This window comes from Bergeyella anatis, from assembly GCF_036016955.1.
Lineage (GTDB): Bacteria > Bacteroidota > Bacteroidia > Flavobacteriales > Weeksellaceae > JAYWXI01.
In genome coordinates this window covers 138,596-163,618 of record NZ_JAYWXI010000004.1, presented here as the reverse complement: position 1 = coordinate 163,618, position 25,023 = coordinate 138,596, and the positions used below count along the sequence as shown (strand labels likewise).

18 protein-coding genes are annotated in these 25,023 nt (G+C 44.1%); 3 read left to right on the top strand and 15 right to left on the bottom strand.

Translation table 11 applies throughout. The features are described from left to right. Positions 1-8: 8 nt before the first annotated feature. Positions 9-1,376, bottom strand: a complete 1,368-nt coding sequence (locus VQ048_RS04540; RefSeq protein ID WP_327610499.1) for a c-type cytochrome — start codon at positions 1,374-1,376, stop codon at positions 9-11. Between the two features lie 185 nt (positions 1,377-1,561). On the opposite strand from VQ048_RS04540, the gene VQ048_RS04535 reads away from it, so the two are divergent. Next, the gene (locus VQ048_RS04535; protein WP_327610498.1) at positions 1,562-2,107 is read left to right on the top strand and encodes an SPOR domain-containing protein; all 546 of its coding nucleotides are present in this window, start codon (positions 1,562-1,564) and stop codon (positions 2,105-2,107) included. Between the two features lie 51 nt (positions 2,108-2,158). Here the strand turns inward: VQ048_RS04535 and VQ048_RS04530 are convergent, their stop codons facing one another. The 5 genes from VQ048_RS04530 to VQ048_RS04510 form a co-directional block, all read right to left on the bottom strand. After that, entirely contained in the window at positions 2,159-3,433 is a 1,275-nt protein-coding gene (locus VQ048_RS04530; protein WP_327610497.1) for a DUF6080 domain-containing protein, read from the bottom strand. A 63-nt stretch (positions 3,434-3,496) separates the two neighbouring features. After that, entirely contained in the window at positions 3,497-5,044 is a 1,548-nt protein-coding gene (locus VQ048_RS04525) for a protein adenylyltransferase SelO (RefSeq protein WP_327610496.1), read from the bottom strand. Positions 5,045-5,090: 46 nt separating this feature from the next. Continuing rightward, on the bottom strand, positions 5,091-7,463 hold the full coding sequence (locus VQ048_RS04520) for a penicillin-binding protein 1A (RefSeq protein WP_327610495.1): 2,373 nt from the start codon (positions 7,461-7,463) through the stop codon (positions 5,091-5,093). Then, entirely contained in the window at positions 7,453-7,929 is a 477-nt protein-coding gene (locus VQ048_RS04515) for a gliding motility lipoprotein GldH (RefSeq protein WP_327610494.1), read from the bottom strand. Before VQ048_RS04515 ends, VQ048_RS04520 begins: the two co-directional genes overlap by 11 nt. After that, the gene (locus tag VQ048_RS04510) at positions 7,922-9,190 is read right to left on the bottom strand and encodes a PSP1 domain-containing protein (protein WP_327610493.1); all 1,269 of its coding nucleotides are present in this window, start codon (positions 9,188-9,190) and stop codon (positions 7,922-7,924) included. Before VQ048_RS04510 ends, VQ048_RS04515 begins: the two co-directional genes overlap by 8 nt. A gap of 368 nt (positions 9,191-9,558) precedes the next feature. Here VQ048_RS04510 and VQ048_RS04505 point away from each other — a divergent pair, with 368 nt between their 5' ends. Beyond that, entirely contained in the window at positions 9,559-10,794 is a 1,236-nt protein-coding gene (locus tag VQ048_RS04505) for an OmpP1/FadL family transporter (protein WP_327610492.1), read from the top strand. 12 nt (positions 10,795-10,806) lie between these two features. Beyond that, entirely contained in the window at positions 10,807-12,414 is a 1,608-nt protein-coding gene (locus VQ048_RS04500) for an SGNH/GDSL hydrolase family protein (RefSeq protein ID WP_327610491.1), read from the top strand. Between the two features lie 100 nt (positions 12,415-12,514). On the opposite strand, the gene VQ048_RS04495 is transcribed toward VQ048_RS04500, so the two are convergent. The 9 genes from VQ048_RS04495 to VQ048_RS04455 all read right to left on the bottom strand — a co-directional run bounded on the left by VQ048_RS04495 (position 12,515) and on the right by VQ048_RS04455 (position 24,789). Beyond that, positions 12,515-15,124 carry a TonB-dependent receptor domain-containing protein gene (locus VQ048_RS04495; protein ID WP_327610490.1) on the bottom strand — a complete coding sequence of 870 codons (2,610 nt, stop codon included), beginning with the start codon at positions 15,122-15,124 and terminating at the stop codon, positions 12,515-12,517. Positions 15,125-15,653: 529 nt separating this feature from the next. Then, positions 15,654-16,322 carry a C40 family peptidase gene (locus VQ048_RS04490; protein WP_327610489.1) on the bottom strand — a complete coding sequence of 223 codons (669 nt, stop codon included), beginning with the start codon at positions 16,320-16,322 and terminating at the stop codon, positions 15,654-15,656. Between the two features lie 392 nt (positions 16,323-16,714). Beyond that, positions 16,715-17,293, bottom strand: a complete 579-nt coding sequence (locus VQ048_RS04485) for a T9SS type A sorting domain-containing protein (RefSeq protein ID WP_327610488.1) — start codon at positions 17,291-17,293, stop codon at positions 16,715-16,717. An 18-nt stretch (positions 17,294-17,311) separates the two neighbouring features. Next, complete coding sequence (locus tag VQ048_RS04480; protein WP_327610487.1) at positions 17,312-17,470, bottom strand: hypothetical protein; 159 nt, start codon at positions 17,468-17,470, stop codon at positions 17,312-17,314. Positions 17,471-17,656: 186 nt separating this feature from the next. Then, a complete protein-coding gene (locus VQ048_RS04475; protein ID WP_327610486.1) occupies positions 17,657-19,858 on the bottom strand; it encodes a glutamine synthetase III family protein in 2,202 nt (733 codons plus the stop codon). 84 nt (positions 19,859-19,942) lie between these two features. Continuing rightward, positions 19,943-20,383 (bottom strand): thioredoxin fold domain-containing protein, encoded by a 441-nt coding sequence (locus tag VQ048_RS04470; protein WP_327610485.1) that lies wholly within the window; start codon positions 20,381-20,383, stop codon positions 19,943-19,945. 40 nt (positions 20,384-20,423) lie between these two features. Beyond that, positions 20,424-22,451 (bottom strand): TonB-dependent receptor plug domain-containing protein, encoded by a 2,028-nt coding sequence (locus VQ048_RS04465; protein WP_327610484.1) that lies wholly within the window; start codon positions 22,449-22,451, stop codon positions 20,424-20,426. A gap of 136 nt (positions 22,452-22,587) precedes the next feature. Next, positions 22,588-23,148 (bottom strand): phage tail-like protein, encoded by a 561-nt coding sequence (locus tag VQ048_RS04460; protein ID WP_327610483.1) that lies wholly within the window; start codon positions 23,146-23,148, stop codon positions 22,588-22,590. Positions 23,149-23,154: 6 nt separating this feature from the next. Continuing rightward, positions 23,155-24,789, bottom strand: a complete 1,635-nt coding sequence (locus VQ048_RS04455) for a phage tail-like protein (RefSeq protein WP_327610482.1) — start codon at positions 24,787-24,789, stop codon at positions 23,155-23,157. Positions 24,790-25,023 lie beyond the last annotated feature (234 nt).

The following is a 25,023-nucleotide window of genomic DNA, read 5'->3' as shown; positions in this document are numbered from 1 at the left end:
ATTCGTTATTAATAATGACATTTACCACACTCTAGACCACCGATTGCATCGACGGTGATTTTACCTTCGGTTTTAGGGTACTGTTTTTTCAGTTTGTCGTGAAGGTTTTTGAAGTACTCTTGGTTGTAACCGTTGTTCATATCCACCTCCGTGGTTCGGTGACATTCGATACACCAGCCCATGGTGAAATCGTTGGCCATTTGTACAACGTTCATGGTGTCTACCTTACCGTGGCAAGCTTTACATACAACATCGATTTGATCGTTAGGATTTTTCTTGTTGTGCGAGCTGATAATGGCTTGCTCTCCAGCCACTACGTGTTGAGCGTGATTGAAATACACGAAGTCTGGCATATTGTGGATTCTTACCCATTCCACCGGTTGTGTTTTTCCGGTATAGCTTTGCGTTGCAGGATCCCAGCCGGTTGCGGCGTAGATTTTTTGGATTTCTGCATCGTAGAAAGCTTTGTTTTTTCCAGGTTCCATGTAGGTGCCTTTGTATTCGGAAATGTTACGGTGACAGTTCATACAAACGTTCAGCGAAGGGATTTCGGAAACCTTTCCGTATTTTGCGGAAGAGTGGCACATTTGGCAATCGATTTTGTTATCCCCGGCGTGGATTTTGTGGGAGAAATAAATTGGCTGTTCAGGCTTGTACCCTTTGTAGACGCCGATACCCATCATCCAGTTCCAAACACCGTAGAACGCAAACAAAGCCAAAAGCCCCAAAATAACTTTACCTAAAGTGTTGTATTTGGCATAAACTTCAGCCAAGCTGTACGCTCTAGTTTCGTTGAGTGCTGCTAATTCGTCGGTTTGTTGAAGTTTTACTAATTGTTTGAGTTTTAGTAGTAACCAAAGTAGAAGTCCACCGATGGCAAAGAGAGAGATAAGAACGATTTTGGAGTTGGTGCTCTCTTGTTTTGCTTTTTCCAATGCGGCAAGGGAGTTTTGGTCTTGTGCTCCTTCTGAAGCTGCCGCAGGCTCTGGTGCAGGCGGATTGGTGGTGTACGCCAAGATATCGTTAATATCCTGATCCGATAAGTTCGGGAAAGGGGTCATTGCCGTTTTATTGAACTTTTCGAACACTTCATTGGCGTATTTGTCGCCGGAAGCTCTGAGGGCTTCGTTGTCTTTGATCCAGGCGTGAAGCCAGTCCGTGTCTAGGTTTTGTTCGGTTTTGAGCCGATCGACAATACCTCCTAGGGCCGGTCCAACCAGTTGCTTTTCAAGGTCGTGGCACGCGGCGCAATTCGCTTTGAAAAGCTTTTCTCCGTTCTTAGGATCTCCGTCCTGAGCGTGGACTGAAGCGGTGGCTGACAGCAATAAACCTATTGCCAGTAACCCCCTTTTGTAATGCTTTCTCCAACTAATCATTTATAAAATCTTGGGTTAGTAAAAAAATGAGTATTCATTCAATTCCGCAAAAATAATGTTTTTAACAAGAAATTAACAACCCCTGAAACGTGCTATTTCTCATTTTTCATAATTTGGAATAGTTCTAAATAAATGCGTTTGGTACGGTTTTTATTTATACTTAAATTTGCAAAAAATATTGATTGATGCAATTGTTTAAAACGTCTATAATCGCATGGTTTGTTTTTGGTTCCCAGTGTTTTTTTGCACAGCAGGTTATCAAAACGGATACGCTTTCGGGAACTCCTTTGACGGTTTCCATGGATAAAAAAATAAGCTCTTTAATCGAGTCTGTGGAAGGGGCCTGTATGCGAACGTCCTCGACGTCGGACTCGGGTCCAGATTTGTCCACTACCGGAGGTCTTACGCCTAATCGGGGGACACGAACGGTGCCTTCTAGGGCTTTGTCCACGGCGGAAATTTGCCGTCAAAATCCGAGAATCATGGGGGTTAAAATCCAACTGGCGGTGGTGAAGAGTAACGAAGAGGCGAATGAGGTAAAAGCTTATTTCCGTCGTCGTTTCCCGAATATTAAGGTAGAGACGGATGCTTCGCTACGTCCGAACTATAAAATATTAGCAGGAAGCTATTTCAGTAAAGAAAGCGCTTCTTCGGATTTGAAGCGAATCAGAGAGTATTTTAAATCGGCTACTGCCATTCAGTACAGAGTGTTTTGTACGGAGGCAAAGTAAGGCTGATTTTCTATCTATAGAACGAAAAAAACGACCTAAATGGTCGTTTTTTTATTGATAGTATTTGTTCAGAAAGAAGAAGAATTCTTGCATTCTGAAACTGTTATTGGTAATGAGGAAAGCCGTCATAAAAACCAATAAGATGCTGATCAAAAGTAGAGGGGTAGACTTGTTTTTGTACCTATGGTAAAGCCATCCCAATAGCAAGGGGTACACGAATACGAAATGCCCTCCATAGATATACGCTGTGTGTAATCCGAATTTCAAGAAACAGTGGATCAGAATGTCAATTATAAAAGAAACAAAAAGAATCCAAACCAATTTGTTTTTAAGATTGGAGGCAACCGACCAAAGGATCATAAGAAGCAGTAATGCAACAAAGACGTAAGGCAGTTCACTGCTGTACACGTCCATGAAAAGAGCTTTGTACTCGAATCCTTTTTTGTTGTGATAATCCCGAGTAATAAAGGAGGCGAAAAGGATGTTTCCTCCAAAAAACCAAGAGCTGGCCATATCCCAAAGAGGAACGTGTTGAGGGTTGGAGAATTTTTCATATTGTTCTCCTGTTTTGGTGAAAATCCTTTGAAGGTCGAAATTCAAGCGGTAAAAGTAGAGCAAAAGGAATGTTCCCGCAGCGATGAGGGTTTGCGCCGTAGCCCAGGCAAAACGTTTGGCGTTTTTGAAAATTCCTTTCTCAAAGGCTAAGGGAATGAAGATTTTGGCGGCATTGGTAATGGTAAGACCGCCGGTAGTTACGGTGGCTAGAGTAAGCGCAGCGGTTGAAATCGGTTTGTCTTTTTGGAGTTTGAGGGCGGCATAATGGTTAAATAAAACCAAGGCCAAAAGCGTGTAAGTGTAGGTTTCTGGGGTAAAAGCCAATAAAATATTGGTCGAAAAAAAAGCGTAAAACAGAATTAGCAATAAGGAAAAATGCATCGGCAGTCCGATGATGTTTTTAAGGTATTTGTACACTTGAACTATCGAAAGGCTTATCGTTAGGGTGCTTAGCCAAGCTAATACAAGGCGGAAAGTAGCATCGGTTTTACCTCCCGATAGCCAAAAGGCAAGCTCCCTTATCCATCCGAAGAAGTAGTTGGCAAGAGGGTGCCGCTCGAAGCCCCCACCGCTCATGACGATGGCGCGGTTGTCGAAACTAAAGTAGGCATCCCAGGGGATTCGGTTGTCGAAAATGATTCGGTAATCCAAAGCAATGGTTGTTGCTAAGGTTCCGTAACCGGCAATGAGAGAGGTGAAAAGTAGAATTTCCGCAAGCGTACTCGGAAGGATTAATCTAAGGCATCGGCCTGTTTTTTTTAGTAAATTCAAAATTCGAAATTTTGCCGCAAAAATAGCAAAAAAGAGAATTCTGAACCATGTTTTTGCCGCTTTCTAAGAACTGCAAGAAAGCATGGTGCAACCGGGGGTATTGGTGTATTGGTCGGGGCGTTTTATGGCGAATTCCGAAAAACGATTTTCATAGGGGGATTGGAGAGCTGTTTTTAATTTTTTAAATAAGGTATTGTCGTTTTGGGCTAACTGCTCGCTGCATTCGTGGAGTAAATAGTTTCTTAAAACGAATTTGGGATTGCTTTGCTGCATTTTGTTTTGGGTTTCTTTTTGATCCTGTTGATTGTGCTGGACTCGCAGCGAGTAAAGTGCGAGAAGGGCATTAAACCGTTCTTTTTCGTCTTTGTTAAGAGGTTTGTAAAAACAGGGTTCGAAATGGTCGGCGGCGTTATTTTTTTCGGGATTCCATTCTTCCAATAGAATGAAAAACAGAGTGTGATCCGCTTGCAATTCTTGTGCGAGGTTTTGCCAGTTTTGAAAAAAGGAAGGGTCTTCTTTTCGGGGGAAATTGAAGCCGAATTTGTCACATAACATCCGATTTTTTTTGTCGGTTATCAGAGCGTCGTAAGCCGAAAGCACTTCCTGAATGGGATCTTCTTCGCCAATCAAGGGGAAAAGAGCGTTGGCCAGTTGCCAAAGATTCCAAAGGGCGGCGTTTTCCTGTTGTCCAAAAGCGTAGCGGCGACCGGGCAGATCGGTGGTATTGCTGGTGAATTTCGGATTGTATTCTTCCATAATGGCGAAAGGTCCATAGTCGATGGTAAGCCCTAAAATGGACATGTTATCGGTGTTCATTACGCCGTGAACAAAACCTACCCGTTGCCATTGGGTGATCAGGTGGGCGGTTTTTTCTGTGATGGAATAAAACCAATCTAAATAGCGTTCTTTTCCCTTGGATTGGATTTCGGGGAAGTAATTTTGGATGGTGAAGTCGGCGAGTTGAGAAAGCAGAGGGAGGTTTCTTTGGGCGGCTAAAAGTTCAAAATGTCCAAAACGTAAAAAACTGGGGGCGGTTCTCATCATTACGGCGCCGGGTTCGGGTTTAGGGTTGCCGGAATACAGAATGTCCCGAATGACGGCTTCACCGGAAAGACTCAGGGCTAAAGCACGAGTGGTAGGGATTTTCAAATGATGCATTGCTTCGCTCATTAGATACTCCCGAACGGTGGATCGTAATACGGCACGGCCGTCGGCGTGGCGGGAATATGGGGTTAAGCCGGCACCTTTCCATTGGAGTTCGGTGGTTTGGCCGTGATGGTTAGTGATTTCACCGGCGAAAAGTGCTCTTCCATCTCCCAGTTGGCCGGCCCATTGTCCGAACTGGTGCCCTGCATAGGCGGTGGCATACGGTTGAAGCTTGGAAGGGATGAAGCTGGCATGGAGGAACTGCTCCTCCTGAGAGGTTTGCAGGGAGCCTAAACCTATATCTAGCGACAGTTTTTCATTGAAATCGATTAAAACGGCATTGGGAAATCCCACGGGGTTAGCCCGAGCCAGGAGTTTGCCTGGCGTTTGGCGTGGGATAGGATTAAGGGAAGAGTCATAGGGAAAGGTTGAAAGATAGGTTTGGGTTATGGCGCTTAGGTTCATGTTGAATGATAAAAGACCTTCCGGTCAAGGGAAGGTCTTTGGGTTTTTATTGGTTGAAATCTACCTCGGTGTCTTTATTGAGGCTTTCGTTCAGATTTTCCTCTTTTTTATTGGAGGTACCGGTTTTATTCGGGTTTGGGGTACTTGGTTGAGGGTTTTTAAGCTGGTCGATGGTTTGAAGGCCGCCGTCATCCCCATAGCCTCCGCCTAAACCTTGTAGATCGGCGCAGTCGCCCGTCCAGTTCGACGGTTTGATGAATTTGTCTTCAGGAGAAACCCCCAAAGTGCCGTCCGTATAGATTTTCTTCATGAAAATCGCCCATATCGGTAAGGCCATTTTGGCACCCTGTCCTTCACCGGTACTTCGGAAATGGGTGGCTCGGTCTTCCCAACCGACCCAAACGCCCGTGGCCAAATTCGGTGTAAGGCCGATAAACCATCCGTCGGAATTGTTTTGTGTGGTTCCTGTTTTTGCGGCAATTTCTGTTCCTTTCGCAATGCCTCTTCGTCCGAGTTCTCCGGAAGCGGTACCGAAATCGGCAACGCCTTTCATCAAGTCGATCATAGTGTAGGCGTACATTTCGTTCATGACCTCTTTGGTTTCGGTTTTAACTTCTTTTATCACCCGTCCGTTAGCGTCTTCAATTCGCCAAATCATTTCGGGTTTGATGTAGTTTCCGAAGTTGGCAAAGGTACTGTAGGCTCCGAGCATTTCGTAGATGGTAATGTCGGAAGAACCCAAAGCGACGGCAAGTTGACCTCTTGGGATGTCTTGGGTAACACCCAAATCACGAGCCAATTGGATCACCTTGTCGGTACCGCTCATGTCCATTAGTCTTACGGCTACAGGGTTGAGAGAGTGGGCTAAAGCATGTTTGAGTGTGGGCGAGCCTCCGCTTCCAGGGACGCGGTAGCCTCTTTCGTTAAAAGTAGCATTGGAAACCGTTGAACAAGGTGTCATGCCGAGATTCATGATGGCAGTGGCGTACACGAAAGGCTTGAAGGTGGAGCCTACCTGACGTTTTCCTTGTTTAATGTGGTCGTATTGGAAGTGCTGCCAGTTGATACCGCCGACCCATGCTTTTATCTCTCCCGTAGCGGGAACCATAGACATAAGTCCGGCTTGGGCAATTTGTTTATGATAGCGTATGGAGTCGTAAGGCGACATTTCTACTTCCTCTTCTCCGGCCCAAGTAAAACGGGTGGTTTTTATCGGTTTTTGAAACTCCATCATAATGGAATCTTCCGGTACGCCGGCGGCGGCAAGCTGCTTGTAACGGCCGGTGCGCTTCATGGCTTGAAGCATGATTCCGTCGATTTGTTTTTGAGAAATATTATAGAAAGGTCTTTGCTTTCTTCCTTTCTGCTCGGCATCGAAGTTTTTTTGAAGGGCCGTGAGGTGTTCCTTAATTGCTTCTTCGGCAAAACGCTGCATTTTGGAGTCTAGCGTAACGTATATTTTCAGACCGTCTTTGAAAAGATTGAGTTTTTTTCCTGTTTTCTTTTCGTGTTCTTTCAGAATGTTGTCAATTTCTTTTCGGAGGTAGAATTTATAGTAGGCCGAATACCCTTCGTCAATGCTTTTAACGGGATGATAATCGGTAACCACCGGTGTATCCACGGCACGTTGGTAAGTGGCTTGGTCAATGTAGCCGGTTTGGAGCATTTGTTCCAATACCACATCCCTGCGTCGTTTGGCTCTTTCGGGGTTTCTCAGAGGATTGTTGGCGATAGGGGCTTCCAGCATGGCTACAAATACGGCAGCTTCGGGAAGCGTAAGATTTTTGGTGTTTTTATTAAAATAAATTCGGGAGGCCATTTCGATACCGTTGGCATTGTAAGTAAAGTCGAATTTATTGAAATAAAGCGTAATGATTTCCTCTTTGGTGTAGCGTTTTTCCAAGCTGACCGCCACTACCCATTCCTTGAGTTTCTGAATCACCCTTTTGATCGGGTTGGAAGAGGGCTCTTTGGTAAAGAGCAATTTGGCTAATTGTTGGGTGATGGTGGACCCCCCGCCTCGGTCTCCACGGAAATAAGCGGCCCGGGCGACGGATTTTAAATCAATACCCGAGTGTTCCTTAAAACGTTCGTCCTCTTTGGCTTGCAAGGCGTAAACCAAATAAGGGGGAAGGTCGCTATAGGTCACGGGATGGGTTTTCTCTTTTTCAAATTTTCCGAGAAGTTTCCCGTCCGAAGAAATGATTTCGGAAGCGACGTAGATGTCGGGGTTTTCAAGCTCCCGAACTTCGGGCATTTCTCCCAAAAAACCTTGGGCAACGGCAAAAAACAATCCCGAAATTCCGAGAACCACGGCAATAAGTCCCGTCCAAATGAGTTTAATCCATTTTTTAGGCCCTCCTTTTTTCTTTTTCGGAGGCAGAGGGAAAGTGCTTTTGTTTTGTTTTTTATTCTCCATTTTGCGATTTAGCTGATTCTATTTTTATTCCGAAATCTTCGATGCCTCTAAGGGTGTCGCGCCGCATGGCGTGTTGTACTTCGATGACGTAGCGACCGTTTTTCGGAAACCGATGTTGTATTTTGTATTGAAAGCGTATTTCTTTGGTGTCTCCAAAGCCTTTTCCGATCCATTCGCCATTGGGGCGAGCCAAAAGGTAGTTCAGGGTATCGGTTTTGGCTTGAGGCTGTCCCTCGGGGTATATTTTGCTGAAAACCCGAAGGTTGCTGTAAGGATAATCGTTATTGTTTCTTACGACAAATATAATGTTTTTCGGGGTTTGGTTTTCTTTTATTTCAAATTCAAACTTTTGGGTGGCTTTTTGGGGCCAAAGGCCATTTAAAGAATGCATGTAAACCTCCTCGGAACCCGGTGTGCAGGAAGAGGCTAAGAGCATCAACGAAAAAAAAACCAAAATCTTATTCATTGGGATTGTTTTTGGGCGGTTTTTTTTTGAAATTTTTCCGAGGTTTGGGTTTGGCGGTATTTTCTGTTCGCTTTTCGGCTGGTTTTTCTTTGGTTTGGTTTTTTGTTTGATTTTGTTCTTTCGTTTTATGGTCTCTTTGATTTTTTGAATTGGACTTTCGGTTTCTCGGTTTGTTTTTCTTATCGAACCGGTCCGTACTATTTTCCTGAATGAGATCCACGGTTTTCATGGCGAATTCGTTCGGGGTGACCAATTCTTCCAAAAGAGGGGCTTTAATTCCTTTTTTGTTGTTTTCGATTTGTTTTTTAACTTCTTTGGTGTCTATATCGTACCAGGCCACGGGGTTCTCGGCGTAAGCAAACCACATTTTCTTTTTGAAAACGTCGATTTTGATGCAGAAAGCCTTTCCTTTTTCCGTGTCAAGCGAAGTGTTTTGGGACGGAAAGTCCGAAAGGGCGTCCATGTAGCTGTCGAGTTCGAAGTTAAGGCAGCATTTGAGTTTTCCGCATTGCCCCGCCAGTTTTTGGGGGTTGATGCTAAGTTGTTGATAGCGTGCGGCATTGGTATTGACCGAGCGAAAATCGGTAAGCCATGAAGAGCAGCATAATTCTCTTCCGCAGGAGCCTATTCCGCCGATTTTGGCCGATTCTTGACGGAAGCCGATCTGCTTCATGTCGATTTTGGTTTTGAAAAGCGTGGCGTATTCCTTGATGAGTTGTCGGAAATCGACTCTACTGTCCGCGGTATAATAGAAGGTGGCTTTGGCGCCGTCCCCTTGATATTCCACGTCGGTAATTTTCATTTCTAATCCCAATCTGGAAGCAATGATTTTAGCCTCTTTCTTGGTTGCATCTTCTTTTTTTCGGGCTTCTTGCCAGGTCTCAATGTCTTTTTGATTGGCAATGCGGTAGATTTTCAACGCCTGGTCTTGGGAGGCTTTTTTCTTCTTCATCTGTATCTTGACGAGCTCTCCCGTAAGGCTCACCACTCCCACGTCATGCCCCGGGCTGGATTCCACCGTGACGATGCTTCCGATATGCAGAGGCAAGTGATGAGGGTTTCTATAAAAGTGTTTTCGGTCGTTTTTGAATCTTACTTCTACAAAATCACATGACGTTTTATGGTTTGGCGTATTGACGTTCGACAACCAATCAAAGACGCTCAGTTTATAACTATTGCCGCAGGTATCCACGCTCCCGCATCCTGTGGAGGACTTGGTTCCGCAGGAGTGGTCACCGGATGTTTTGCATCCACAACTCATATTCTATTATTTATAATTCTAGTTCTAATTCCTGCAAATTTAGTATAATTTTTTTCAAAGCGGTTTTTCCTTTGTTTTTTGCGACAGATAATTTTTTACGGGAATAACGAAGGCGGGAGTTTTGGGGCTGTAAGGAGAGATAAAGGGGGTGCGTTGGCGAGAGGTGTTTAAAGTTAAACACTTGTTTTATTATTTTTTGTTTCAGGGTGGTTATTTCCCTTTAAAATAGCGATTTGAGGCTTGTGTTTTAGGCTTTTTTTAGTTAAAAACAGGGGGTTCAAAAGGTTTATGTTTAAAAATATTAAGCAAATATTAACGCTCAAACCCAAAATAAGTTTATATTTGGATTCGATAATAATTATTGTAGTATGAAAAAAATAATCATTACCACATCGCTTCTTGCCGGAATGATGGCTTATGCGGGCGGTTTCAGGGTTTCTCTTCAGGGGGTTAGACAGCTGGCGATGGCGCATACCAGCGCTCATGCGGAGGATGCTAGTGTTGCATTTTTTAACCCTGCAGGGATTTCTTTTATTCCTTCGAAGCTTAGTGTAGCGGTTGGCGGTTTTGGAGCGCTTTCCTCGGTGACTTATCAAAATGCGGCGACGTTGCAATCCTATGAGACGGACAATCCTTTGGGGACTCCGATTTATGCGGCGGTGGCCTATAAACCGATTGAGGACCTTTCGGTAGGATTTAGTTTTACTACGCCTTATGGTAGTACCATTAATTGGGGCGAGGAGTGGGCCGGAAAAGAGATGGTTCAGAAGATGGCTTTGCGTTCTTTTTTCTTCCAGCCGATGGTTTCCGTGAAATTGGCGCCATGGGTATCGTTGGGCGCGAGTTACATCTATGCGAAAGGCGAGGTGGACTGGGATCGTGCGGTAACCCAATTGGGCGGAACCATGAACATTAAAGACAGCAAAGCAGTGGGGCACGGTTTCGGTTTGGGCTTTTACTTCCGTCCGGACGAACGTTTGGATGTTAGTGTGGCTTACCGCGGTCCGGTGGATATGAAAGCCAAAAACGGTTTGGCAACCTTTAATGTTTCCAGCGCGCTTTATGATCGTTTGGGGCTGAATGCTCAGGGGCAGGATCGTTTTACGGCGACGCTGCCTTTGGTGGACGAATATACTCTTGCCGCGTCTTACTGGGTAACTCCGAAGTGGAAGTTGGCGGCGGATTTCAACTATACGGGATGGCAGGCGTATAGCCATCTGACTTTGGACTTCGAGAATGCTTTGGTGGGGAACCAGGCTTCGGATGCGACGGTATCGGTAGTGCCGAAAAATTTTTACAGTACGAGAACTTACCGTTTAGGAACAGAATACCACTTCAGTGAAAAAGTTGCGGGACGGGCTGGTTGGTACTATGACGAAGCGCCATACAGCGATGAGCATTTTATTCCGGAGACGCCTTCGTTTAATGCCCATGTGGCTACGGCCGGTTTGGGGTTGAAGTTCGGCGGACTTGGGGTGGACTTGGCGGCAGCGATGTCGTTCCCTAAATACAGAACGTTTAATAATGCCTACTATAATTTTGCGGGGCAGGCTAAGGCTAGAACTTATTATTTCGGTTTAGGGCTTAATTATAATCTTAAATAATCATTTTTGGCTATGAAAAAAATAATTTTATCGGCTGTTGCGGCCTCTGCACTATTTTTCACCTACAGTTGTAATACGGATTTCGATACGAATGTGGAGGCTGTTGCAGTGACCAGCGGGAGTGCCGATTTTACAAAATATGTGGCTTTGGGAAATTCTTTGACGTCGGGTTATCGGGATAATGCCCTTTATTTGGACGGTCAGGTGGAATCTTATCCCAATATTATTGCTTCGCAAATGGCAAAGGCGGGCAGTGGCGAGTTTTTGCAACCCTTGATGCCGGATAACGTGGGCGGGTTTAGTAATTTCAAAAATCCGGCAACGGGAGCTTATCTTTTTCCGGGGAAACTAACCCTTCAGGTTACGGACGTTTTGGACGGGAATACGGGGGCGGTTTTAGGAAAGACCATGACGCCTTTGAATGCGGCTCCTGTTAGTGCTTTTACGAAAGTTTCGGGAAGTTATAACAATCTCGGGGTTCCTGGGGCGAAGTCTTTTCATTTGGTGGCCGAGGGTTATGGTAATGAACAAGGGATTGCTTTAGGGGTATCCAATCCTTATTTTGTGCGTTTCGCGAGTTCGGCATCGACCAGTGTATTGAAAGACGCGATGGCGGCGAAGCCTACGTTCTTTTCTTTGTGGATAGGGAACAATGACGTACTGTCTTATGCCACTTCCGGCGGTGTTGGAAAAGATCAAACGGGTAATTTGGATCCGAGGACTTATGGTTCGAACGATATTACCGATCCTAATGTTTTGGCTGCTTCCATTAAGGGAGTGCTGGATGGCATGAAGGCGGTAGGAGCGACCAAAGGGGTTATTGCCAATATTCCTAACGTGGAGAATATTCCCTTTTTCACTACGGTGCCTTATGCGCCTTTGTCGGCTTATGCGATAGGGAAAAATAATCAAACGGTGGGCGAGGCAACCATTGATGCGTTGAACACTAGATTGTACGGACCTGTAAAACAAGTTTTAACGGCTTTGGGGCAAGGCGATCGGATTAATCTTTTGTCGAAAACCGAAGCGAATCCGTTACTGATTAAGGATGAAACTTTGACGGATCTTTCGGCTCAAATTACGGCGGCGTTGACGCCTGCTGTCGGGGCTCAAACGGCTTATGCGGTAGGACAAGCTTTTGGTCAGGCCAGACAGACCAAGGCGGGGGATTTGGTTCCTTTGTCAACACGTGCGGTGATTGGTACGGCGCCCAGTACGTCGGTCTATCCATATGCTCAAGCTCCGCTTAATGCTTACGGGATTTCCTTTCCTTTGGAGGATCAGCATATTTTGATTCCTAGCGAAATAACAGCGATCAGAACGGCGACGACGGCCTATAATGCTTCCATTAAGGCTTTGGCCTCTTCGTATGGTTTGGCTTTTGTGGATGCTAATGCGAAAATGGCGGAGTTGGCCTCTTCTTCCGGGTTGCAATTTGATGGGGTGAAGTACACGGCTTCTTTTGTAACGGGAGGAAGTTTCTCTTTGGATGGTGTTCATCTTACGGGGAGAGGGTATGCGGTGATAGCGAATGAATTTATCAAAGCAATCAATGCGACTTATGGTTCAAGCTTACCTCAGGTAAATCCTAATGTTTATTCGGGGGTTAAGTTTCCTTAAATTTTTTCATCAAATCATTATGGATTGGTCGGGTTTATCCTGACCTTTCTTTTTTAGTGAATTAAAAAAAGCCTTGGTTTATCCAAGGCTTTTCAGTTGTTTAGAGGTTGACGTCGGCGCCAATGTAAATCATGGCAGGCATGATAGGGGCGTAGATCAGGCCTCCGTCAAAGTAAGAACCGAAGGGGTTGGCGGCATCTATAATAGGATGATTTTGCCGATAAGACGTCAGGTTCTCGCCTCCGAGATAGAGTCTGCTTTTTGCGTTTAGGTGTTTGGAAATTTGTGCGTTGAGTGTGCTGAATGGTTTAGAGTAGGATGAGAGCTGAAACTCGGAAGGATTGTCTTTTGTGAGGGGTAGCCTTTGGGAACCAACGAGATTCAGGGTGGTGTCAAAGCTCCAGTGCGCCCCTTTTTCATTTTTAGGCGTGGAGTAGGCGATATTTACAAAACCACGGTGCTTTGCTATGAAAGGAACGTTTCGTCTTCCGCCGGTATAGTCGGTTTGAACGTCGTAGTATTTGTAAGCCATTCTGAATTCCAAATTTTTCAGGGGCGAAAAGTCCCATTGGGTTTGAAAACTATGGGCGAAGGAGCGTCCGTTCAAGTTGTAAAAGAGGATTTTACGAGACGATTGATCAAGATCCATGACCACTTGGTCTTTGAAGTCGGTTTTGAAAAAATCGGTAACAATAGAAGATTTTCGACCAAGAAATTTGAAATCTTTCTGTAAGCTAATTCCATAATTCCAGGCAGATTCGGCTTTTAATCCGTAGATTCGACCTCCCGAATCCAGCCATTCTAGCGTACGGGAAGAAGCGAAGAAAGCTTGACTTTCGGCAAAAATATTGGCGGTTCGGAATCCTCGGCCTGCGGAAAGGCGCAGGATGGTTTGAGGGGAGAAATCGTATTTGAAATTAACCCTCGGTGAAAGTTGCGTGCCGGCGAGATTGTGGAAGTCCGTCCGTAGACCAGAGACTAAAGTGTACTTCCGACCGGTGAGGGTGTACTCAAAGAAAAGACCTGGGACGTATTCTTTTCGATGGTAGGGAGAGGCGAGATAGAGTTCCCGATATCCGTCAAAAAGGAAGCTTGTTCCGGTTTTGTATTTGTGGTTGGTGTTCCCGATGATGCTCTCGAAGACCAAATTAGAATAAAAGGTGTTCTGTGAACCGAAATAAGTTCGGTGTCCAAAGAAGCTGTCTTGTTGGTGGAAGGTGTATTGATTCATCCATCCGATGCTTTGGTAGGGTTTGTCGGGGAAGATGTAACCTATTTTAGTCCACGTTTGAATTCTGGAAATGTCGATGTTTACGCCGTAGGCGTTTTGACGATCGGGTGAGAGTTGTTTGTTGAAGTCCGTTTGGCCGGCATTTCGTCGATCTTGGAGAAAATTGATGCCAAAATGAAATCCTAACCCCGAATGTTCTAAATCGTTGTAGTTTACCAAATAGGCAAGGTTGGTTTGTGTGCCTGTGGGTTGATCCAAAAAGCCGTCGTGGTTGTAATCCATTTTGGCGAGGGTGGCGTTACCGTGAAGGAGAATGCTTTGGGTCCAGCGTTCTGCAATTTGTGAGGTGTGGGTGATGTTGGCTTCGGTACGGGCGTTGTTGTCCAAAAATAGGTTGAGGGTGGTTTCGGGGTGGTCTTTGTATTTCAGAAATTCGGTGTTGATTTGTCCGGTAATGCTTTCGTAGCCGTTGGTTACGCTACTCCCTCCTTTGGTTAGCTGGATGCCGCCAATCCATCGTCCGGGAATGAAGCCCAGGCCATAAGCCGAGGCTAGGCCTCTCGTATCGGGAAGGAGTTCTTTGGTTAGAGCGGTGTATTTTTGGTCTAGTCCCAAGATTTTTAATTGTTTGGTTCCGGTTACGGCATTGCTAAAATTAACGTCTACGGTGGCGTTGGTTTCAAAACTTTCGGAAAGATTGCAGCAAGCGGCTTTTAATAGTTCTTTGCGTCCGATTTGAAATGTCAATCCCGCACTTTTTCCGTCGATGGAGGTAGCGGCTTGAGCTTTGGTTAGTTTGACCTCTTCAATGCTATGATCGTGAGGAGAAGCGTGGTCATGGTGGTGTGTATCCGAGGCGGTTGGCGTTTGTTTGTCCCTTTCATAGAGACAGCAATCGGCTAAGGAACGATAGGCCTCATCGGAAGCGCGGAACCTTTCGTTGTCGTGGCCGGCATCGGCTATTTTTCGCAGAATGACGTCGGTTGAAGTGTTTTCGGCGTTATAAATTAGCGATAGTGTTTGGTTCGAGGCGTTCCAAGTGGCATTTTGAGCTCCGGCAGCGGTAGCGGCTTTCTCGATTCTCGCTTTGCACATGTTGCAATTGCCTCTGACGAAAAAAGATTTTTCGACCGATTTTGTTCGGGTGTATTTGCAACATTCAGGGAGAGAGGTGTAGGCCGAAGGATCGGCGTGGAAAAGTTCGTTTTCGTAACCTGCTTCGGCAATACGGCGTAGGACTTCTTGCTTTGAAGTGGTTCCGGAAGGGTAGATGAGTGTAAGGATTTTAGTGGATTGGTCCCATGTCGCCGAAATTCCGTCTTTGTATTTGGCAGCTTTTTCTATAGTGGTTTTGCACATGCTGCAATTACCGGAGACTTCGGCGGTCTCGGTGATAATGGTTTGGTTTTGGGCTTTGATAGTAGTGAAAGCGACTAGTGTTAATAGGAAAACCACCCCTATTCGAATAAGGTAATTCATTAATTCGGTTTTTTGATGTTGTATTTTACAATAGAGATGAGGGCTTCTTTGTTTGGACAAAGAGGCGCTTCATTAAACGGTAATGGTAAAAACGAATTAACCTATTTTCGGCGGTTGCCAAATGTCGAATGGTCTCTCAGAGGGTTTGGAGCAAGGCAAAAGGCTTTGTTTGCTTTTGAGAGCAGAGAAGTTGATGGAATCAGAATGAAAAGATTCCGGTTTTAGAATGGAAAGCGATAAGGATGCGCAACTGTAGCAATTAGTACAGCATTGGTCGCTGCATTGAGGGTGATGCTTTGTGCAATCTTTTTTTTCGTTGTTATCGTTGTGGCAGTTTTCGCTCTTTTGGGATGAGGAGGAACAACAGGTTGTGTTTTCCGTTGTCGGAGAGGCAAAAAAGACTTGTCTTGGGAAAAGGAAAAATCCTAACCCAAGCAATAAAATCATAATTTGTAGTCTTTTTTTCACGGATACAAAGTTAGTGAATAAATATAAAATGTCCTATTATCAAAGAACAATTATTTAATATTTATTTCTGTGCCAGTACGGATAAATCGGTAAGATCGTCTTGGATGATGCGCTTAGCGAATCGGAATTTCGGCCCCCAATATTTATCGCTAAGAGGAGAAATCATTACTCCTTTGGAGGTTGAGGCATGGATGAACTGGATTTCACCGGCTTCGTCAATATGGTGTACGATACCCACATGGGAGATTCTTCCGCCTCTGGAGAAGAAAACAAGATCGCCTTTTCGCAGTTCCTCTTTGGATACGGATTCGCCTTGAAGGGCTTGGGAAGCGGCAACACGTGGGAGGTTCATTCCCATAGTAGCACCAAAAACAGAAAGTACGAAAGCCGAACAGTCGATGCCACTTCTGGACATTCCACCGTAGCGGTAAGGAGTTCCGAGATAAGATTCGGCTTCGGCCATGAGCTCGTCCATTTTCTTTTCAAACAAAATGGCTTTTTCGATTTCGATATTTTTGTTGGTTTTTTCTATGGAAGCCAAGGCCATGTCGATTCGCTTGGACGGAGAAATTTCATTTTTTACCGGGCGGAGATTATTGGTAGGAATTGCCGCCAAATTGGCATTGGTTTTGTATGTTATAGGTTCAGATACGACGTAGTTAGTAACACAAGATTGCAGAGAGAAAGCGGATAGTATCGCTACAATGTAGAATAAAACTGTTTTCTTCATAAGTCTTTAGTTTGCCCGTGTTAGGATTAACTTTGTTTTTTGACTAGACAAAAGTAGGCAAAGCGCTTAAAAGACTTGTTTTTTTAGAATTCTCCGGGTTTGTTTTTAACAGTTTTTAACAAAATTAAGGATTGTGTTAAAGGAAAATGCGCTGCAATAGCCGCTTTATGGTGGTTGCTGTTTTATTTTTTTTAAGTTTTTTTAACATCTTACTCGATAAAATCTATAAATCCTATAACGAATAACTATAATTGTGTAATTGTCGGAAGAGGGAGGTTAGGGTTTTTGGATTTTAAATCATTGTATATCAGTATTTTATTATTTTTTTGAACAAAAAAGCCCTTTCGCTTAATTAAATCGGCGAAAGGGCTTTGAAGATATGGTTGAGGTTATTAGTTCTTAATGATTTTTTGGGAGAAATTCGTTTTGTCTGAGGCGACTTTCAAGAGGTAGTTGCCCTTAGGCAGAGAAGAAACATTAACTTCGTTATTAGCTTCTTTTAATCCTGCTTCCAAGAGTTTTTTTCCACTTAGGTCGTAGAGTTCCGCTTTGGCATTCGAGCCTTCCACTCCGTTGATATGGATGAGGTCTTTTACGGGGTTGGGGTAAACTGTGACAGTCTTTTTAGCGGCTTCCTCTTGGGTGTTCAGGTTAGAAATTGTGAACTTGATGGTGTCTAACCCCGGGAATGTTTCTTCGTTGGAATGAAGAAGCTGAAATCCGGTAACGCCTTTCCAGTTCGGTGTAAACTCATGGCCGAAGTCGGTTTCTTCATGAACGAGGGTTTCGTTATTTTCTCCTCCGATCGGGACAAGAGTGATGACTCCACCGATGCCGTTGGTGTTTACCGTGTAAATTGAGCTGATGTCGGTGGCTTTATCGAAATTAACCATGAAATGGTTATTCGGCCCCACGGTGAAAATGACCACTCCGGACGATCCTCCAAAACCATTGCCACCTGCTGCATACATATAGCCTTTTTGAATGGATTAGGCAACGGCTGTTACACCTTCGACGGTTTGGGTGTATTTCAGCGCATTTTCAATAGTGCCGGCCGGTATGCTGAGGTTGTCCCAGTCAAACTGTTGGGCTTGGGTGAAAGCCTGAACGGCGACGAAGGTAAGAAGAGATAGTAATTTTGTTTTCATAGGTATTGTTTTTATTATGTTGCTAATATAACAAAAATATTTAATTGGGAAATAGTTTAATTTATTATTTTTATTCTAGGGTTGTTTTTTGTTTAATTTGATGGGTGGTGTTGCTTTTTGATAGTGTTAATCTAAAAAAAAAGACTGCCCGAAGACAGTCTTTTAAGGAAGTAAAAAAAATAAAAATTATCTTGTAAATAGTAATTCTCTGTACTTGGTCATTGGCCAAAGTTCGTCGTCAACCATCATTTCCAAAGCGTCGGAAGCTTCGCGGATGCCGTCAAATAAAGGCTTGACGCTGTTGCAGTAAACCTCGGCTTGTTTTTGGCTTCCTTTTGTTGTTCTGGCTTTTTCGCGGGCAGCCAAGAGCTGGTCTACGCCTACTTTGATTTGGGCCACGTTGTTGGAAATGGAAGAGATGAGGTCGAGTTGTTCTTTTGCTAATGTTTTGTATTCTTTTTCGCTGAAGATTTCTTTCAATCCTTTAACGTTTTCGATCAGGCGGTTTTGGTAGTTCAGAGCAGCCGGAATAATGTGGTTTCTGGCGATGTCGGCCAAAACGCGGGCTTCAATGTCGATTACGGTAGAGTATTTTTCCAACTTGATTTCATTTCGGGCTTCGAATTCGCGGTGAGAATAAATGCCGAGCTCTTCGTAAAGGGCGATGAATTTTTTATCCATTTCTCTTTCCAAAGCTTCCGGAGTGGTTTTGAGGTTTTTCAGTCCTCTTTTTTCGGCTTCTTTAGCCCAATCGTCGGAGTAGCCGTCTCCTTCGAACATGATGCTTCGTGCTTCTTTGATGTATTCCCGAAGAACGTTAAAGATGGCTTCGTCTTTCTTCAGTCCTTTTTTATCAATTAGTGTATCGACTTCTGCTTTGAAGACCTTTAATTGTTTGGCCATGATGGCATTCATTACGGTCATGGGCTCGGCGCAGTTGGCGGAAGAACCCACGGCGCGGATTTCAAATTTGTTTCCGGTGAAGGCGAACGGAGAAGTTCGGTTTCGGTCGGTGTTGTCTAAGAGAATTTCGGGGATTTTACCGACTACATTGAGTTTGAGGTCGGTTTTTTCCTGCGGAGAAAGCTTTCCGGAGGTTACTTTTTCCAGTTCTTCCAGTACCGAGCTGAGTTGGCTTCCGATGAACGCGGAAATGATGGCCGGTGGAGCTTCGTTTGCTCCCAGGCGGTGGTCGTTGCTGGCGGTTGCAATGCTGGCTCTCAGAAGGTCAGCGTAATCATGAACGGCCTTTAGGGTATTGACAAAGAAGGTCAGGAACTGAAGATTTTTTTTAGGGTTTTTTCCGGGGCTCAAAAGGTTTTCTCCGGTAGCGGTGCTTAGGGACCAGTTGTTGTGTTTGCCACTTCCGTTGACGCCTGCAAAAGGTTTTTCGTGAAGCAAGGCTTTAAAGTGGTGTTTGTTGGCGACCCGTCCCATTACGTCCATAAGCAGGGAGTTGTGGTCTACAGCAACGTTGGCTTCCTCAAACATGGGCGCGAGCTCAAACTGGTTGGGGGCTACTTCGTTGTGGCGCGTGGTAACGGGGATGCCTAATTTCATGCATTCGATTTCCAGCTCTTTCATAAAGTTCATGGCTCGGGTCGGAATGGAACCGAAGTAATGGTCGTCCAACTGTTGGCCTTTGGCTGGCGCGTGCCCCAAAAGGGTTTTGCCGGTGATAACCAAGTCGGGGCGCGATTGATAAAGCGCTGTGTCTACGAGAAAGTATTCTTGTTCCCAGCCCAACGTCGGGATCACTTTGGTTACGTTTTTATCGAAGTAGGCTTTGCAGACCTCGGTGGCGGCTTCGTCTACGGCGTTCAGAGCTCTTAATAAAGGAGCTTTGTAGTCCAGGGTTTCCCCGGTGTAAGAAATAAAAATGGAAGGGATGCACAAAGTGGTTCCAATAATGAAAGCGGGCGAGGTGGGATCCCAAGCGGTGTATCCTCTCGCTTCGAAGGTGTTTCGGATGCCTCCGTTAGGAAACGAAGAGGCGTCGGGTTCCTGCTGGATGAGCATTCCTCCATTGAAGCGTTCAATGGCTCTGCCGCCCTCGATAGGGGTAAAGAAGGAATCGTGTTTCTCTGCGGTGGCGCCGGTTAAGGGTTGGAACCAGTGTGTGTAATGGGTAACGCCTTTGCTCATGGCCCAGTCTTTCATGGCCACGGCGACTTGGTCGGCAATGTGTCTTTGGATTTTGCTTCCTTTTTTGATGGCGTCTAATATGGAGTTGAAGGCTTCTTTGGTTAAGAATTCCCTCATGGTTTCTTCCGAAAATACGTTTTGACAGTAAAGTTGTGAGAGTTTGGAAGGGACATCGATGGTGTTTTCCTTGCTGAGGTTCTTGAACTGAAGGGTTTCGAGAGCTTTAAATCTTAATGTTGACATAAATGGGTGTGTTTTTGTGGGGGTAAATTTAGTTAATTTTTAAATATAAATGAATAAACCCCTTTTTAAAAGAGGTTTATTTTTTTAATGGTGTTTGTTTACGATTTCGCTAAGGGGGATGGGAGAGAGGTAGCCCTCATAGGTGGTTAAAATTTTCCCATCTTTATCCAACAATACCCACAAAGGATAAACTTGGCTGCGAGGCGAAAAATAATACGCAAGTTCGTGTAGCCCTGATGTGCTTCCACTGGCATAATAACGGTAGATTTTACCAAAAAACGAAAGACTTCGTTTCTCTTTTTCTGCATTCAAATCCAAGAAGTAAACACGCTCCGAGAGTAAACGAAGTAAAGAAGGGGCTTGTTCTAAATCTTTAATCTGTTTCTTACAAACCGAACACCAATCGGTACGAACAAACACCAAAGTATTTCTAGGTTGAGAAAGCCTCAAAGTATCAAATGCCTCCCAAGACACAAAAGGAAGCTGTTGTGCCTTGGGGAAAAACACCATTATAAAAAGTGTCATTTGAATCCGTAAGATGTTTTTCAGCATTTGATGTTGTGTTTTATTTAATGTTATACCTCAATCCTACAAACCCTCTGATGCCCAACATTGGAGCATAGCCATATTCGGTATCAAAGGTATAACCATACGGGTTGCTCGGCTCCGAAACTTTTGTATCAAATGGGTCAAACGGTCGCATAATAGGATTTTTCGGTGTAAAATTAAACAAGTTTTTCACACCTCCATACACCTCTATGCCGAGTTTAGAAAAATGTTTTCTAATCTGAATATTCGCTAAAGTGTACCAAGGCGAATGGGCTGGTCTGAAATCATCAGGTAGCACAGGCAAACGCATCGGTCCGTAAAAAGCCCCCGTAAAATCGGCGCTCCATTCCTTTGGAAAATTATAGCTGATAGCATAAGTGCCCGACCATCTGGGAGCGAATAACTGTTGTAGGGTTTCCGTTTGCCCATCTTCTTCGTATTTCTGATACACTTCCATATAAGACGCTCCCAAATTAACGGTAAGTGGCGACCCTAATTTTAATTCCGTATTCAGCGAAACGCCTTTACTCACCGCATAGCCTTTCAAATTTTGATAAATAATTTGGTTGGGATTGGTATCAAAATCCCCAATGATTTTATTAGTGAAATGAGAATAAAACCCTATCATATCAAAATTGATGTAACCGCCAGAAGTGTAAATTTTGTGCGTAAGATTAAGGTTTCCGTTGTAGGAACGTTCGGGATTCAAGGCTTCCGAAATCACCACTTCCCGAGACCCCGTAAGAGCAGCGTGGTCTTCCGTAAAAAGATTAACTACTCGGAACCCCGTACCGAAACTCGCCCTCAAATTAGTCTGTGGAGCCAAACTCCATTTATACGCCACTCTTGGTGAATGTATCGCTCCGTGAAATTTAGACCAATCTAATCGGTAGCCTACCAATAAAGTATTTTTATCGTTGATATTCCATTGGTTTTGAGCAAAAATACCTGGCAGCCAATCGTTTTGAGGTTGATTGGTTGTTCCGTCTTTAGAAAGCGTCCCTGGCGTATTATCGTCGTAATACACATTTTTGACGGTAGCTCCCAATAAAAAATCAGATTTACCCAACGTCTTATCCCAATAGATTTGCCCAAACGCCGTAGATTGCTTCGCTAAATAAGGCACATCGCCATAAAACGAATCTTGATGATGATAGTTATACGAAAATTGAGTAACCACCTTTTCTTTTATCGGAAGTTGATAAACGCCTATCGCTTCAAATCTTTTGGTGTAAACACTTTCACCATACACTTCATTGCTCCCTCGGTGTTTTTTCTCCCATTCCAAAACGCCTCCAAATCGGTCTTCATTGAGATACCTTAAAGCCAAACTCGCCACCCTTCCTTCATTCCTTTGGAAATCCCATTTATTGAATACTGAAATTCGGTTTTGCAGTGCCGCATCGGTAAAGTTGTCCTTATTCTTATCTATTTTATTTTGAAAATTGAAATAATTAAGGCTTAATAAAGAGGACACCTTATCGTTTAATCTAAATTTACCGCCAATGTCTGTATTGTGTTCGCCCCAAGAAGTGGAGTTAAGATTAAGTGTTAAACGCGGTGCGGTAAGTGCGTTTTTGGTAATGATATTGATGATGCCTCCCATTGCTTCCGAACCGTAAAGGGACGAAGCGGGACCTTTAACTACTTCCACCCGTTCTATCATACTATTTGGGATACCATTAAGTCCGTAAACTGTGGAAAGAGAGCTTACAATCGGCATTCCATCAATTAAAATTAAAGTGTATGGTCCTTCTAACCCATTGATGTGAATATCTCCCGTATTGCAAACGGAACAATTAAGTTGCGGACGCACACCGTTAATCATTTCCACCGATTCCATAATGCTGGGAGCGGGATTCTTTTCAAAAAATTTTGCGGAAAATACTTCTACCGGCACAGGGCTTTTATCTCTACTTACTGCCTTTAGCGTACCCGTCATTACGACTTCTTCTATATTCTTGGAAGATTTCGTAGAGTCTGCCTCTTGAGAAAAAAGACTTATACTAAAGCAACTGCCTAATGCCAAAAACATTTGTTTCATTAAAAGTTATCTTTGTATATTTAAAAAGTTAGACAAATCTAATAAAAATATTTTTATTAGATTTTTTTTGAGGGGAGGGAAAGAAAAAAGCCATCGCTTAGCGATGGCTTTTGAATATTATGGCTGTAAAAAAGTGCTATTTCCAAGTCCAAAAACTCCACTCGGTACCATTGTAGATGCAGAGTTGTTCTTTCCCTGGAGTGTCGTCGAAAGCCATCATTCCCGGTGCGGGAGAAGCAATGCTTTTTTGGACATCCCGGAATTTGGGGAGAACCATGGCTTTGCTTTTGCTTTCAAGGGTCAGAATGCTGTTGTTGGTGCTGGAGGTGGCACCGATGACGACTTGGGCCGAACTGTTTTCTTTGTTTTGTGCGTTGCTAGTATTGGCGGGGATATTGTTGGTTGCAGCGGCATATTTGCTTAGGTCGCTCCAAGTGTTGTTTATTTTTACCTTTACCTTTTTGTCGCTGGTGTCCAAGACGAATGTGCCGTTGGGAGAGGCGTTGTTATCCGCGAGTACCGTTCCGTTAACCGAAGTGACCCAAGGGAGGATGATGCCTTTTTTTTGGGTATTATCGAATTCCAATAGCACGGAGTCGGCATTGGATCCACTATTGAGGGAGCCTGCTCCGATAACGATTTGGGCTTTGATAAAGATTCCTAATCCTAACGTTAAAAGAAAATGTATTTTTTTCATGTTTTTTTATAGGTTTTGGGTGAATTCTACCCCGTTGGGGCATCCGGTTTGATTCATGCACTTCCATTCTTTTGTGGAAGGAGAGGTTTCCACGTAGGCTTTAAGGCAATGCACGGTCTCGTCATACACCAGCATACCGATAACGGGATTGGCTATGTTGGTGATTTGATTGGTGGTCATTCGGGTAATGGTGAAGCCTTTGGTGTTTGACTCGATAGCAAGATGACCTCCATTTCTTGCCATTGGCCAGTTGTCTGTATCGGTACTGCCGGCCCGGCCTAGGGAGGTGATGCCTACCTTGGTCTGCTGCGGGGTATTGGAGGCGGTGCTATTGAGCAGGGTGCAAAAGCAGCGGCTGTTGATACCGGCATTGTAAGGGGCTCCATTGTTGGTAGCTTGTCCTACAGCGTTATCGGTATCGGCTATTCCTTTGGAATTGGAAACGGTATTGTTTGTCGCGGGATTAACGATTTCGGGGATACCCATGGCTGTATTTGACTTCGATACGATGTCATCCCCGTTTGAAGAAATAACGCCGTTAAAGTTTGTGATTATGGCCCATTTATTGGCTTTGAATGGGGCTGTCATGTTGTTTTGGGCTAAATGGGATAGGTTGACGTTGTCCGAACCCTCTACGGCATCGGGGCAGCCGTCTCCGTCCGAATCGGTATCGAGATAGTCGGGGATGCCGTCCTGGTCGGCATCGCTGTACGGTGGTATAACGGCGATGGAAAAACCTTGTCCTCCGCCCATCAAGGTTTCGACGCTAATTTCAGATGTTCTGGCATAGAATAAAGCGTTACCTTTTAAGTTGTCAGAGGTTACTGCTTCCTTTTTTTCTGTATTTACGTAGGTCAGCGTAGCGGTACCGGCTCCATTAATAACATAGAAATTGTTGTTGTTTTTTGTAAAATTGTTACCTTCGACTCTGGTGGCAACGTCGGTTACAACATTATCTTCCAAAAATATAAAAGGACTGCTGTTTGCTGAAGTGAATTTGTAGTACTCGACATTATCTGTAGTAGCCTCTATGTCCATAGGGACCATTTTGAACGCGGTATTGTTGTCCGAGGCGGTTACTTTTATTTTAAACGATACTTTTTTTCCTGATGAGTCACTACTTGGTTTATTGTAGTGTAGTCCAGGCTTTAAAGTGGTTTTGGTTGTATCATAATTGTATAGATTGAATATACCTAAATAGTTAGTATTGATGTTTTCTACTTTAATATTTGAAGGATTGAATATAGGGAAGTTAGCATTTCCTTTGTTATCAATCACTTCGTAATCGTATATGGTGGCGGTATAAGTTACGCCGTTAAAAACGGCAGTAGATGAAATGGAGGGGGAGGTCTTACTTAATTGTTTACCGGTCCAGTCGAAAAATAGAAGTTCTTGTTTGTAGCGCCCTTTGGAGGCTGAGGTTAAACGGCTGATGCCCTCGGTGTTTAGAAAACCGTTGTATTTTTCGAGGGCGTCAGGAATACCGTCGTTATCGCTATCCAGGTCGTAGATGTTTAGGACACCGTCTCCATCATAGTCTTCCAAAGGGGGAAGAGGGGTGCTGATTTGTCCGAATCCGGCAATGCTGCTACAGAGTAAACATAGAAAGACTAGGGGGCTAAGGTGAAATTTATGGCTCATAACGATTGTAATTATTTGTTTTTTTAGTTGATTAGGGTTTATTTTTTTTGAAGGTGCAAAGGTACGTTTTTTTATTATTTTATTTATAAGTTAACAACTTACTCAAAAATGAAGCCAAACTAGTATGAAAAAAATGAATAAATCTATTAGTGGTATAGACTGTGTGAATGGAGATTTTATTTTATAGCAAAAACCTCCGCTTTAAAGCGGAGGTTTGTAGCTGATGAATTTTTG

Coding starts and splice junctions, on each gene's coding strand:
- VQ048_RS04540 (WP_327610499.1), bottom strand. CDS start 1,376: ATGATTAGTTGGAGAAAGCATTACAAAAGGGGGTTACTGGCAATAGGT.
- VQ048_RS04535 (WP_327610498.1), top strand. CDS start 1,562: ATGCAATTGTTTAAAACGTCTATAATCGCATGGTTTGTTTTTGGTTCC.
- VQ048_RS04525 (WP_327610496.1), bottom strand. CDS start 5,044: ATGAACCTAAGCGCCATAACCCAAACCTATCTTTCAACCTTTCCCTAT.
- VQ048_RS04520 (WP_327610495.1), bottom strand. CDS start 7,463: ATGGAGAATAAAAAACAAAACAAAAGCACTTTCCCTCTGCCTCCGAAA.
- VQ048_RS04515 (WP_327610494.1), bottom strand. CDS start 7,929: ATGAATAAGATTTTGGTTTTTTTTTCGTTGATGCTCTTAGCCTCTTCC.
- VQ048_RS04510 (WP_327610493.1), bottom strand. CDS start 9,190: ATGAGTTGTGGATGCAAAACATCCGGTGACCACTCCTGCGGAACCAAG.
- VQ048_RS04505 (WP_327610492.1), top strand. CDS start 9,559: ATGAAAAAAATAATCATTACCACATCGCTTCTTGCCGGAATGATGGCT.
- VQ048_RS04500 (WP_327610491.1), top strand. CDS start 10,807: ATGAAAAAAATAATTTTATCGGCTGTTGCGGCCTCTGCACTATTTTTC.
- VQ048_RS04495 (WP_327610490.1), bottom strand. CDS start 15,124: ATGAATTACCTTATTCGAATAGGGGTGGTTTTCCTATTAACACTAGTC.
- VQ048_RS04490 (WP_327610489.1), bottom strand. CDS start 16,322: ATGAAGAAAACAGTTTTATTCTACATTGTAGCGATACTATCCGCTTTC.
- VQ048_RS04485 (WP_327610488.1), bottom strand. CDS start 17,293: ATGTATGCAGCAGGTGGCAATGGTTTTGGAGGATCGTCCGGAGTGGTC.
- VQ048_RS04480 (WP_327610487.1), bottom strand. CDS start 17,470: ATGAAAACAAAATTACTATCTCTTCTTACCTTCGTCGCCGTTCAGGCT.
- VQ048_RS04475 (WP_327610486.1), bottom strand. CDS start 19,858: ATGTCAACATTAAGATTTAAAGCTCTCGAAACCCTTCAGTTCAAGAAC.
- VQ048_RS04470 (WP_327610485.1), bottom strand. CDS start 20,383: ATGACACTTTTTATAATGGTGTTTTTCCCCAAGGCACAACAGCTTCCT.
- VQ048_RS04465 (WP_327610484.1), bottom strand. CDS start 22,451: ATGAAACAAATGTTTTTGGCATTAGGCAGTTGCTTTAGTATAAGTCTT.
- VQ048_RS04460 (WP_327610483.1), bottom strand. CDS start 23,148: ATGAAAAAAATACATTTTCTTTTAACGTTAGGATTAGGAATCTTTATC.
- VQ048_RS04455 (WP_327610482.1), bottom strand. CDS start 24,789: ATGAGCCATAAATTTCACCTTAGCCCCCTAGTCTTTCTATGTTTACTC.